12 protein-coding genes are annotated in these 12,368 nt (G+C 51.4%); 9 read left to right on the top strand and 3 right to left on the bottom strand.

The features are described from left to right. Window positions 1–25 precede the first annotated feature (25 nt). The 7 genes from MHI43_RS20785 to MHI43_RS20755 all read left to right on the top strand — a co-directional run bounded on the left by MHI43_RS20785 (window position 26) and on the right by MHI43_RS20755 (window position 6,135). A complete protein-coding gene (locus tag MHI43_RS20785; protein ID WP_036661613.1) occupies window positions 26–1,096 on the top strand; it encodes a CobW family GTP-binding protein in 1,071 nt (356 codons plus the stop codon). Window positions 1,097–1,224: 128 nt separating this feature from the next. Then, window positions 1,225–1,563: a four-helix bundle copper-binding protein gene (locus tag MHI43_RS20780; RefSeq protein ID WP_009590455.1), complete on the top strand. Its 339-nt coding sequence runs from the start codon at window positions 1,225–1,227 to the stop codon at window positions 1,561–1,563. A gap of 168 nt (window positions 1,564–1,731) precedes the next feature. After that, window positions 1,732–2,973 (top strand): ROK family protein, encoded by a 1,242-nt coding sequence (locus tag MHI43_RS20775; RefSeq protein ID WP_036661611.1) that lies wholly within the window; start codon window positions 1,732–1,734, stop codon window positions 2,971–2,973. Window positions 2,974–2,978: 5 nt separating this feature from the next. Beyond that, complete coding sequence (locus MHI43_RS20770) at window positions 2,979–3,869, top strand: ATP-binding cassette domain-containing protein (RefSeq protein ID WP_036661609.1); 891 nt, start codon at window positions 2,979–2,981, stop codon at window positions 3,867–3,869. Further along, window positions 3,866–4,597 carry a hypothetical protein gene (locus MHI43_RS20765; protein ID WP_015736262.1) on the top strand — a complete coding sequence of 244 codons (732 nt, stop codon included), beginning with the start codon at window positions 3,866–3,868 and terminating at the stop codon, window positions 4,595–4,597. The genes MHI43_RS20770 and MHI43_RS20765 overlap by 4 nt, the downstream gene beginning before the upstream one ends. Window positions 4,598–4,676: 79 nt before the next feature. Beyond that, window positions 4,677–5,141 (top strand): hypothetical protein, encoded by a 465-nt coding sequence (locus MHI43_RS20760; RefSeq protein WP_015736261.1) that lies wholly within the window; start codon window positions 4,677–4,679, stop codon window positions 5,139–5,141. A 67-nt stretch (window positions 5,142–5,208) separates the two neighbouring features. Next, window positions 5,209–6,135, top strand: coding sequence for an S-layer homology domain-containing protein (locus MHI43_RS20755; protein WP_036661607.1), 927 nt, complete (start codon window positions 5,209–5,211; stop codon window positions 6,133–6,135). A gap of 197 nt (window positions 6,136–6,332) precedes the next feature. Here MHI43_RS20755 and MHI43_RS20750 read toward each other — a convergent pair whose 3' ends face one another. Both MHI43_RS20750 and MHI43_RS20745 read right to left on the bottom strand, forming a co-directional pair. Further along, a complete protein-coding gene (locus tag MHI43_RS20750) occupies window positions 6,333–8,438 on the bottom strand; it encodes an ABC transporter ATP-binding protein (RefSeq protein WP_036661605.1) in 2,106 nt (701 codons plus the stop codon). Beyond that, on the bottom strand, window positions 8,439–10,196 hold the full coding sequence (locus tag MHI43_RS20745; RefSeq protein WP_036661603.1) for an ABC transporter transmembrane domain-containing protein: 1,758 nt from the start codon (window positions 10,194–10,196) through the stop codon (window positions 8,439–8,441). 585 nt (window positions 10,197–10,781) lie between these two features. Between MHI43_RS20745 and MHI43_RS20740 the strand changes: the two genes are divergently transcribed. Both MHI43_RS20740 and MHI43_RS20735 read left to right on the top strand, forming a co-directional pair. Next, the gene (locus MHI43_RS20740; RefSeq protein ID WP_009590696.1) at window positions 10,782–11,087 is read left to right on the top strand and encodes a HesB/YadR/YfhF family protein; all 306 of its coding nucleotides are present in this window, start codon (window positions 10,782–10,784) and stop codon (window positions 11,085–11,087) included. 46 nt (window positions 11,088–11,133) lie between these two features. Continuing rightward, window positions 11,134–11,583, top strand: a complete 450-nt coding sequence (locus tag MHI43_RS20735; protein WP_009590665.1) for an NUDIX domain-containing protein — start codon at window positions 11,134–11,136, stop codon at window positions 11,581–11,583. A 139-nt stretch (window positions 11,584–11,722) separates the two neighbouring features. Here the strand turns inward: MHI43_RS20735 and MHI43_RS20730 are convergent, their stop codons facing one another. After that, a complete protein-coding gene (locus MHI43_RS20730; protein ID WP_009590651.1) occupies window positions 11,723–12,235 on the bottom strand; it encodes a hypothetical protein in 513 nt (170 codons plus the stop codon). Window positions 12,236–12,368 lie beyond the last annotated feature (133 nt).

Below are 12,368 nucleotides of genomic sequence, written 5' to 3'. Positions count from 1 at the left end.
CAATGTGCGCAAAGGAGTATGGAACGTGGAGCACGTAACACCCATTTATATTTTATCAGGTTTTCTCGGCAGTGGAAAAACGACATTGCTTAGCCGCCTCATTGCCTCCTTCAAGCAGCAGGGATTGCGGCCGGCCATTGTCATGAACGAGATCGGCGAGGTTAACATTGAAGGGCTGGCAGCCGATGAAGCGGTGCCGACGGCAGAGATGCTTAGCGGTTGCATCTGTTGCACCATTCGTTCCGATTTATCATCCGAAATCGCGATGCTGATTCAGCGGGAGCGGCCGGATGTCATCGTTATCGAAGCGACGGGAATCGCCAATCCGATGGAAATTCTGGACGCGACAGCGGAAGCCTCATTATATATGAGAATTGACGTGAAAAAACTGATCACCGTCGTGGATGCCGCGCATCTGCTGCATTTGAACATAGAGCAGAAGGGAAAGACCTACCGGTTGATGCAGGAGCAGATTCGCGCAGCCTCCGCGCTCGTCCTTAATAAAATGGACCTGGTCGAGGACCGGGACAGAGAGACGATTCGAGAGTTGGTGAAGCGGTGGAATCCACATGCCTCGATTGTTCCTTCGGTGCGATGCGACTTGAATGTTGAAGATTTGCTGCAGAGCGATCCCGGGGATCGGAATGAGCATTCGATTGTACATCATCGAGAGGCCGGGGATGCCCATGAGCACAGAGACAAAAACAAGCAAGCCAACAGCCATGAGCATGACCACAGCCACAGCCACAGCCACGAGCATGACCACAACCACGACCACGACCAAACACATGATCATGGCTCCCATGATCATGTAATGTCGTACACATACTACTTCAGCCATCCGGTAAACAGCGTGGAGTTCGAACGATTGATAGCCGGGCTGCCAAGGGATGTATACCGGGCGAAGGGCATTCTCACTTTCAGCGATACGAACAGCCGTTTTTTGTTCCAGTACGCGTTTCGCGAATCCGATTTTATGAAGATAACGCCCCAGGGCCAAGTGCCGGATGTGGTGGTGTTTATCGGGGAGCATTTTCAGAAATCGCTGCTAAGGGAGCAGCTTGAACAGCTGGAGGGGAAGACAAGCCGGGCATAACTCAGCCATTTTTGCCTGATCAATCTGGGCAATTGTACCTTGGGACTTTCTGGCCGGGTTTGATTCAGAGGGCAGTCGAACGTTTAATACAAAGGCATAGCGTAATAACTACAAGGAGGATCTATCCAATGTTAAATGAACTCAAATATAAAGAATGCATCGAAGCATGTCTCCAATGTATGAACGCTTGCAATGTATGCTATGTATCCTGCCTGAAAGAATACGAGCTGGCCATGCTTCGCGATTGTATTACACTCGATAGAGAGTGTGCGGATATTTGCGCTTTCGCGGCTCAAGCCATGTCCCGCAAAAGCCCTTACGTTAAGGAGATTTGCGAGCTCTGCATCAAGGCGTGCCTGGCTTGCGCGGAAGAGTGCGAGAAGCATGATCATGAGCATTGCAAACAATGTGCGGAAGCATGCCGGAAATGTGCCGAAGCATGCCGCGAAATGCTGAGCCACGTTTAATCTAACAAGTTTCTATTGTGTGATATAACCAGGCCTGATTTCCGAATAGGAGGTCAGGCTTTTCATTTGCAGTTCGTTGAGTAATGGATTTTACTAACTCCGAATTTTCCCCTATGATAGATGTGTGAGAGGGAAGAACAATATGGGTAAAAAGAATGAGGTTGTAAGATGAACAGTTCCGTTGGAAAGAACAATCGGCATGTCAAAAACCTGAATCGTATCGGCATTATCGCGCTGCTCCGCGACTACGGCAGTTTGACGAAGGCGGAAATCGCAGCCAAGATGAATTTGACGTTTACCGCCGTGAACAATTTGACGGATGAGCTGATGAAGGATCGATTGATTGCTGAAGCCGGGTTTTATGACGAGTCCAGCAGGGGCAGGAAGCCCAAACTCATCTCCTTGAATCCCGGTGATATTTACACGGTTGGCGTTCATATCAGCGCCTCTTCCGTAAGAGCGGCAGTCATTAATTTGCAGGGGAAAGCGATGATGGAGAAACGTTCCTCCTTTGAAAATAACGCCAATCGCGGCAGCGTGGTGAATGTCATAATCTCCACGATCCAAGACGTATTGGACGAGTCGGGCCTGAAGTCCCAAATCATCGGCATAGGGGTGGGAGCACCGGGACCGCTTGATCCGGTCCAAGGCAAGATTCTGTCTCCGCCGAACCTTCCCGGACTGCATCAGGTACGATTAAAGGGACTGATCGAGGAGAATACGGAGCTTCCGACCCAAATCGAGAAGGACGCTAACGTGATGGCACTCGGTGAGTTATGGTATGGAAACGGCAGGCATTTCAACCATTTGGTATACGTGGATGCGGATATTGGGATCGGAAGCGGATTGATCTTCAACCAGAAAATATATCAGGGTTACCCGTATGGAGCCGGTGAGATCGGGCACTGCACGATCGATATTGACGGTCCGCGCTGCAATTGCGGCAATACCGGCTGCCTGGAAGCGATCGCATCCGGTATGGCCATCGTCCGCAGGGTCGGAGAAGAGCTGCGGCGCGGAGCTGCCAGTTCTCTTCAATCCTCGTTTGATGGCAATGATCACGGATTGGACATCACCGATGTGATCACGGCCGGTCTGGACGGAGATCCATTGGCTGCCAATATGCTGAACGAATCGGCTCGTTATGTCGGTATATCCCTGGCTAATGTCATTAACCTGCTAACCCCGGAAACGATTATCATCGGTGGAGTCCTTGCGAACCGGTACCCGGATTACTTCACATATGTAAGAGAAACATCATATAACAGAAGCTTGTCCAGCTTTCACGATAAAATCATGCTTCAGCCATCCGAGTTGGGAGAGTACGCGGGCGTCATAGGCGCCGGCACGATCGTGTTCGAAAAATACCTGAACGAAATACAAACACCAGAATATGTGAACAGGAGTTGAAGGGTTTGCAGGAGCTGCTGGAATTGAACGGAGTACATAAGCGTTTCGGCAAGTATGCCGTCCTGCATAACATCACCTGGAGCATCTCCCGCGCTGAGTGCGTTGCGATAACGGGAAGCAATGGCGCAGGCAAGAGCACCATGCTGCATGTGATAGCGGGGCTTGCTAACCCGTCGGAAGGGTCCAGGATCGAATATGGAACATCGCTGCGCGTCGGCTATGTACCGGAACGTTTTCCTGCGCTGCGGTTTCGCCCTTCCGAATATTTGCGCCATATGGCCGGCATTCAGGGCATGGACAAACAAGAAGCCGCGAAGCGGATCGATGCCATGCTGAATGTGTTTCAATTGCAGGACATGAAGATGACGCTATGCTCCAAGGGAATGCTGCAAAAGGTCAATATCATGCAGGCCTTGCTTAGCCAGCCCGATCTGCTGCTTCTGGATGAGCCGCTTTCGGGATTGGACGAGTCCTCCCAGATGGAGATGATCGGCATTCTGACCGAGATCAAAAGACAAGGAACGGCTATCGTGATGTCCGTTCACGAGCCGCTGCTTATTGCATCGCTGGCTGATCGGGAGACGCGGCTGCGGCAGGGGCGGATCGAGCGGGACGGATTGCTTGAAAGGAGTCCGCATTTAGAGCGGATGAAGCTGGAATTCACGCATGTTTCGCCAGACAACATGCTGGAGCTTGAACGCCGCCCCGGGTTTCTCTATTGGATATCCAGAGGCAACCCGGCATCGATGATGGTTACGCGGCAGGCAACGGACGACATGCTGCTGGATATTTTGCAGTCTGGCGGTTCGCTGATACGGCTTGAGCCTTGGCGCGGGGAGATGAAAGAGCCCGAGCGCCCGGGTTCGGGCCAGCCTATGGAGGGGGAGGGAGCATGATGGGATCCCTGATCCGTTACTTGCTTGCCAGTTACACAAGATCTTATCGATACTTCGCTCCGATTGCATTCATGCTGATCTCGGTGGTGTTCCTCTACTCCTACCGGCCTAACCCGATCATGGACAGTTATGCCGTGACGGCAGCCTTTCTGTTTGTCGGCTCAGCTTGGCTGGGGTTGAATTTCCACAATCACGATCAAGGGCGTCAAACGATGCTCCTGATTGTTCATAGCGGCAAGGCCCTACGGTTTTATGCCGCCCAATATATCACGGTAAGTCTTCTGTCCATCCTATTCAGTGCATTCGCTGTCCTTTATCCCGTCATGTTCGGGATGTTCGATAAGCCGATTACATTCTACGAGTTTGCACTTGGTTATGTGGGACATGTCGCAATGTCCTTGCTGGGCATTTCGCTGTCCGTTTTCTTTCAGTTCGGCTTCATGGAGAACCAGGGAAGAGCGGCAGGGTTACTATTCATCGTGATCATTGTTTCCTTGGCCGGTCAATCCATTGTCCAGTTCGATCATGCTTATTGGGGAATCATCCCTTACTTGCTGCCGCCTGTCTCCGTCATGATGGACCTGTTCATGCATGCCGACGAGCGGTCACCGGCCGTCAAACTCCTGACGATCGCCTATTCCTTCATCTACGGATTTATATTACTGGCTGTTTATCTATGGACGGCTTCCCGCAAGGATGCAGCGTCCATGATCCGAAAAGTAGGTTGAAGTAGGAGGAGTCTTCCTTTACCATAGGAATATACACAAATAGAAACGGTAAAGACAGCCAATACTAGAGGAGGATACCATGAAACAAACTCGACTGCTGGACAGTGACCACTCCAAAGAGCTGTTTGCCTATTTCGGATTAGCGGTGTATTATTCACAGGCCCTTGAGCAGCAGCTCGCGAATTTGTTGATGCTGATCAAGCTTTCTCAAGGGAATGTGCCTTCAGAGGAAGATTTCACCCAATTATATCAGCGGAAACTAAGCAGCTCCCTGGGCCAGCTGGTCCATGAGATCCAGCATTACTTTCCGTTCTCCGAGGAAGAGACGCTTCAATTAAAAGAAGTATGGAAGCAGCGAAACTATATCGTTCATGATTATTTCAAAGAACGGATCCATGAGACGTTTAGCCCGGCCGGCCGTTCCCGAATGATTCGGGAGCTGACGGCATTTAAGGACCAAGCCCAAGCGCTGGAGCAGAAGCTTCAAGGTTACTCCCGCGAGATGTATATAAAGCTGGGCCTGGATAGCGAAAAAAGCGTGTAGAAGAAAATGCGCTTCAGATGAAACATATTCCAGCACCTCTGCGTCAGGAATAATAGGAGGTGTAACTATGAAAAAAACAACCAAATTATTAACCGCTATGCTTGTCACTTCGTCATTGCTCGGTGCCGGCGCCGCCTCTGCTTTTACGGATATACAAGAGGAGAAGCCATTGCAAATGGTGAAGGAACTGCAATCGAAAGGGATTATCCAGGGCATCAGCGCCGACAAATTTGCTCCGTCCAAGACGATAACGACCGCTCAGGCGGTGCAGATGATCGTGAATGCGGCCGGCCTGGAGGTGCAGCCGAACTTTACGGGCCGCTCGTTCGACAGTGTTCCGAAGGATGCTTGGTTTGCCGAAGCCGTGAACATTGCGGCTCAGAATGGATTGTCGGTATCCGCGGACATGAAATGGAATGAGCCGATCACGCGCGAAGGGTTCGCGACCTTGCTCTCGGAAGCGATTCAGAAGACCGGGAATTATCCCGTGATCATGATGTATTTGCATGTGGCCGACGAGGATCTGATGAAAGAGGAGAGCCGGGGGGCCGTGCAATTCCTGCTGTTAACCAAAATCGCGAAGCTGGACGCGAACGACAAGTTCCATCCAACGAAGAGTTTATCGCGAATCGAAGCCGCAGAGCTCGTATACAATTCCATTCGATTCATTGAGGAGCATCAGAAGAACATGACACCTGAAGAGCCGGGGCAATCCGAACCGGATGTAAGCACAAGCGTCGTCAAGGTGGACGAATCGCAGAACAAAGTCACGGTAACCAAGGAAGACCTGCCGAATCCGGGGTATGGCATTAAAATTACTTCGGTCGACTATGTTAGCGACACCGAAGCCGTAATCTACTTCAAGGTGGTGCAACCCGATCCGGACAAAATGTACCCGCAGGTCATCTCAAAATCGTCCGATGACGTGCTCGTGCCGTCCAAGTACACCAAAATCACGGTCAAAGCAGCCGGTACTCTTGATTCGGCAAAGTAATTCTTGTCATGTGCCGCCAGAATACGATGTGAAAAAAAGGCTGTCCCCAAGCGAATGTTACATTCGACAGGGGACAGCCTTTTTATAGTGTCAGAAAGTATAAACTTCGAAGCTTGGAACTTCCGGATATCGCAAGAAAAACTACGATTAACCTCGGTCTGTCTTCATATGACTGCGTTGGCTTTGCCTAACTTGATCTATAAATGCCCTCCGGCCAAGTTGCTGTTGGAAGCGGCCAGCACCGTTTCCTTATTCTCCGGAACCGAAGGCGAGCTTCCTTGCTGGAGCTGGTACATTTTAAAGTACCTTCCGCCCAAGGCCATCAATTCGTCATGGGAACCCTGTTCCACGATTTCTCCGCGGTGAAGGACCAGAATCTGATCGGCGCTGCGGATCGTGGATAAGCGGTGAGCGATGATAAACGTTGTACGACCGCGCTTCAGAACCTCCAGCGCGTCTTGAATCAAGGCTTCCGTTTCCGTATCGATGTTAGCGGTGGCCTCATCAAGGATCAGTATGGCCGGGTTGAACGCCAATGCACGGGCAAACGAGATCAACTGGCGCTGACCGGCGGAAAGCGTGCTGCCTTTCTCCAGCACCGGCTCATCAAAGCCTTGCGGCAGATGGGCCAGGAGCCGATCTGCACCTACGTCGCGAAGGGCCTGCTCTACCTGTTCCCGGGTAATGTCCGGATCGCCCAGGCTGACATTGGATGCAATGGTGCCGGTGAACAGGTACGGATCCTGCAGCACGATTCCCATATGCTTGCGGAGCCACTGCTTCGGAATATCGGTGACAGGCTGGCCGTCAATCGTGATGGTGCCTTTTTGCGGGTCGTAGAAACGGAACAGCAGATTGATGATGGAGCTTTTGCCCGAGCCCGTATGCCCGACAAGCGCCACCGTCTGTCCTTGCTTCGCTTCAAACGAAATGTTCTTCAGCACGTAGTCCTTCTTGTAAGCGAACGATACGTCCTGAAATTCCACATTCCCCAAATATCGCGGCATGGAGCCGTCCGTTACTTTTTCGCCCGTTTCATCCATCAGCTCGAATACCCGCTTGGCGGAGACGATGGAGGTATCGAGCGCGGCCAGCTGGTTGACCATGCCGGTAATCGGCTGGAACATGCGGCCGAGCAGATCGACGAAGGCGTACAGCACGCCGATCGAAACGATCCCGGCACCGTTCAGCGATGCCGAACCGAAATACCAGAGCACGACCACAAAGGAAACGTTACGCAGCACATTGACCAGGTTGTGCGTGGTGAAGGAGTTCAGATTCAGCATTTTGTTCTGATGGGCCATGTAATCCGCGTTTAGCGCCTCGAACTCGTCCTGGGTCGCTTTTTGGCGGCGGAATACACGGATGATGGCCATACCCTGGATGGATTCATTGATAATGGCGTTGATCTCGCTCAGACGGGAGCGGATAACCGTATTGTATTTGGTTGCGAATTTACGGTACAGGATGGTCCATACAATCAGCATCGGGATGACAAACAAACTGATCAAGCCCAGTCTGACGTCCAGAAGGAACAGGGCGACATAAACACCCGTGATATAGACGGCGCCGGAGCTGAAGTTGGATAATACCGCAACGAACAGGTCCTTTACCGCTTCGGTGTCATTGGTTACCCGGGAAACGACTTTGCCAGCCGGCAGATTATCGAAGAAGTTGACGGGCAAGCGCTGTATATGGGCATATACATCGGTACGCAGCTTCTGGATGACCCGGTTGGCTGCCGATTGGAGCCAGTACGTTCTGCCGAATACCGTTATCATGGAGATCAGAAGACAGATCAGGAACAGGCCGACGAGTTTATAAATGCTGGGCAGCTCGGGTTTGTAAAATTCAAACAGCTGTTCTTTGGTTAATTTGACGGCCGGGTATTGCAGCTCTTCCGAAGCGTAGGAAATCGTCAATACGCCATCCTGGAAGGAACGGTTTCCCTCGGTTCGGGTTACCGGCTCATCAATGAAATAGAAGCTGCGGCCAGCCTGAACGAGGCGCACTTCCTGACCTCGTGTCTCGCTTTCCTGAAAGCGATCTTCACGTTTATAATAAGTTCCATTATAGTATGCGGCACCCTGAGCCTGCGTCGTCTCATAATAGGGACGCTCGATGCCCAAGATATGCTCGTCGATCATCGTTTTCGCGATGAAGGGTCCTGCCAGCTCGGCGGCAACGCCGATGGCCAGCAGAATCAGGGCGGTGATGAAGGTGCCCTTAGCCGTTAAGGCATAGCGGAAGAGCCGTTTGGCAATTCCGGATTCATTCGAGATGGTTGTATCGCTTGGAGTCAATTAAGACACCTCCTCCGAGGTCAGATTGTTTTCCACCTGCTGGCGTTCGAATTGCTCGCGGTACCAGCCGCCGAGTTCCAGCAGTTCATCATGGGTTCCCTGCTCCGTGATTCGGCCGTCCTCCAGCACGACGATCAGATCGGCATGCTGGACCGCCGAGAGGCGATGCGTGGAGATCAGGGTCGTTTTACCGGCGCGCTTGCTCCGGATATTATCGATGATCCTGGCTTCCGTGCGCGCATCCACCGCGGACAAGGAATCGTCCAGAATCAGGATTTCAGGGTCGCCGATGAAAGCCCGGGCCAGGGAAACCCGCTGTTTTTGCCCGCCGGACAGCGCCACGCCTTTTTCGCCGACAACGGTATCAAGACCATCGGACAGGGTGACCAGATCGCGGTCAAACGCAGCGGTCGTAATCGCCTCCATGATCAATTCGTCGCTGGCATCTTTCTTGCCGAATTGGATGTTCTGGCGCACCGTCTTGGAGAACAGGATCTGCTCCTGCGGCACATACCCGATCCAGCTGTGGAGCTGATCGGTCGCGAGCCTCTCCATCGGCACGCCGGATATGAGGATATCCCCGGTTCCGGTCGGATACTCATGCAGAAGCTGCTTCAGCAGCGTCGATTTACCGCTGCCCGTGCGTCCTACAACGCCTAGCGTCTGCCCTTTTTGCAGCGTAAAGCTGATATTTTGCAAATTTTCGATCGTCGAGGTCGGGTAACGGAAGGTGACATCCTTAAATTGAATCGTGTCCGGAACCTTCACGTCTACGGGATCCGCGACGTCGGCAACATCCGGCGGCGTCTTCAAGGTTTCGTTGACCCGATCCAGCGAGGCGTTACCCCGCTGCATGATATTGATCAATTCCCCGATCGCAAACATCGGCCAAATCATCATCCCGAGGTACATATTGAACGATACGAGATCTCCGAGCGTGATTTGATTTTGGAACACGAGGTACACCCCGTAGGCCAAACCGATGACGTAGCTGAGACCGATGGAAAAATTGATGGTCGGCTCGAATAAGGCATCCACTTTGGCAACCGCCAGATTTTTGCGATATACGTCATCCGTAATATCCTGGAAGCGCTGTTGATCGGCGCGTTCCTGCACATAAGCGCGGATGACGCGCACGCCGGCTACGGACTCCAGCACCTGGTCGTTCATGTCTCCAAAGGCATCTTGAGCCAGCGTGTAGCGCTTATGAATGGCTCTTCCGTAGATCACCATGCCGATGGCAATGATCGGCATCGGCAGAATCGCCGCCAGCGTCAGCTTCCAGCTGACGATGAAACCCATGGCGAACAAGACGACGATCAAGTAGATGGTGGAGTCCGTCATGACGAGCATGCCGAAGCCGGCGGTTGCAGCCACGGAGCGAAGGTCATTCGTCGCCTTGGCCATCAGGTCCCCGGTACGGTTGCGCTCGAAAAACGGAGGAAGCATCCGCAGCAAATGGTTCATGTACCGGGTACGGAGCAGGCGTTCCACGAGGTTTGCGCCTCCGAATAAACGGTGCATCCATATGTACGTGGCACAATATACGACAGCAACGATGCCGAGAATCATGAGCAGGTATTGGACGAGGGACGCCCAGGTTATGGAACTGCTGACGATATCGTCAATGGCGTTTCCGAGCAGGAGCGGCGGCAGAAGCTCAACCAATCCGCAAAAGATGAGCAGCGCCAGGCCGATCAAATAACGTTTTTTCTCACGCTTGAAAAACCAGCCTAAATTTTTAAGTACGGCAAACACATTATCCCTTCCTTTCGTATCGTTCTGGCATCATATCATCCGCAAAAACCAAAAAAAGCACATCATCCGACGACGGACGATATGCTTCATTAATTTTGAACTTATCATACGCACGGTGATCATGACTTCCGCGCAAAGGTCAGCAGCTTCGTTCTAATTCATTCCGACAACGAACGAACGAGGCTTGATGATGATGAGACAGCACCAGCGGGGAGTCGATCCATATTGAATTGTAGGGAATGATGATCCAGATGATCTTTATCCATCGCAAACAATTTCAGCATGTCACTCACCCTTTCTTCGTCATTTTACATTTTATTCAAATCGATCTCGTATGGACTGAATTTTATCACCATGAACTGGAATGTGTCAAACTTATTTTTTCGGATCCCCGCGAGTCATTCTTATAGTGAAGGAAGGCCGGAACCTTATGTCACTATTTAATTATCAAAATGATTTGTATCCTAACGTGCGTATGCGTTATGATAATATTGCAGCTAAATATGGATACCGTCCCTATGATCTCCGGTCTGCCAAAAAGATAGGGATCAACATAAAATAACGTCTAAGGAGGGTGCACGACACATGCAAATTCAAGTCAGCGATCAGGCAGCACGTTGGTACAAGAAGGAACTCGACCTTCAAGCCGGCACGTTCGTTCGCTTCTTTCCACGCTATAGCTCAGGCGGCGGGCTCCATCCCGGCTTTTCGCTCGGTATTTCGGTAGAAGAGCCAAGGGAAGCAGGACTGACGGAGCGTTCGGAAGAGGTAACTTTCTATATGGAAGAGCAGGATCTGTGGTATTTGAAAGGGTATACGCTACGCGTGAAATATGAGGAATCCTTGGATGACATTTCGTATATTTATGAAGAAGAGGGCGCAGTAAATTAACCTGATGAGAGACTGCAGCGCCATCTAGGGAAAGGAGGTTCCCAAGATGAGCGTATATCACCGTGATATTCGCCAGTATATCGGCAAACGTTCGGTGGTCCGTGTGAAAGCGGCGGTGCTTGTGCTGAACGATAACGGAGAGATACTTCTCCTGAAACGTCAGAACAGGGACGAGTGGGGACTCCCGATCGGAAACCTGAAGCCCGGCGAAGCTCTTGAAGATACAGCCTCCAGAGAGCTGTGGGAAGAGAGCGGCCTGACCGCGGACGATATGCGACTCTTGGACCTTGTATCAGGTCCGGAGTATATGAAGAAGCAGCTTGGTGGAGATGAGGTATATTATGTAATCGGCGTTTACGCGGCAACCGGTCTGCACAGCGCCATTCATTTGTCCCCGAATACGGAAGTATCTCTTAAATATTTTGATTTCCAGGCATTGCCCGCTATGGATGCGATCACGATCCGCTTGCTCGATAAGATAAAAAAGAAGAGCTGAGGCTCGTTCGTGGAGGCAGATGTGCATGCTTTAAATTCCCCGCACGGGGAATTTTTTTCGGTCAACATGAGGAGTCCCTGCCCCATTCAAACCGGGGAAGGGACTCCTTTTGCCTTGTGTATGCATGTACACAGGAGCCTTACGGCTGCCCGGATAACGGGACCTCCAGTGCAAAGTCAAAATCGTCGATATCATAGACCTGTACGGGAAGAGCGCTTTCAACGATACGCTGAATCAACTCGTATTGATCCGTCAATATGGGAGCCTCCGCTTTTTGGGAAGCCAGCAGCAGCTCGGTCTCAATGGGATCGAAGGACTCTCCGTACGGTGCGGTGTCCATGGTGTTCATGACCGAGACCCGAGTGGTTTCGCTAACGGGAATGGTCGGGCTTTTGGACCAGGGAACCTGGAGGGCCCGCTCGATTTTCTTTTTGTTCAGCGGCTCTTCGAAATATGATATCAATTCGCCGATCTTTATTTTGACGTGCTGGTCATCAGCACTGCTATTCATGAGATGTTCCTCCGTGGTATGAAGCTCATATAATTCCAAAATCGTGGTGTATGGAATGATGTATTCGACGGGTTTGGGTGGTACTAACAGCTGACCGTAAATGGCCAGCATGACCGCTTCCGTCACGAAAATTCTGGTCATGACTAAATCCTCCTGCAGACATGATACATTTCATGAGTTTAGAACTAATAAAGCATTGAAGCTCTCAAATGTCAACTGCTCTTCGTCTGTCACAAGATGGATGTCCCTTGAGAAAAACCTCCATCGATGTACC

Origin of the sequence: Paenibacillus sp. FSL H8-0457, assembly GCF_038051935.1 — a bacterium.
In the GTDB taxonomy this organism is placed as follows: Bacteria; Bacillota; Bacilli; order Paenibacillales; family Paenibacillaceae; genus Paenibacillus_AQ; species Paenibacillus_AQ lautus_A.
This window is presented reverse-complemented; position numbering and strand designations above follow the sequence as displayed.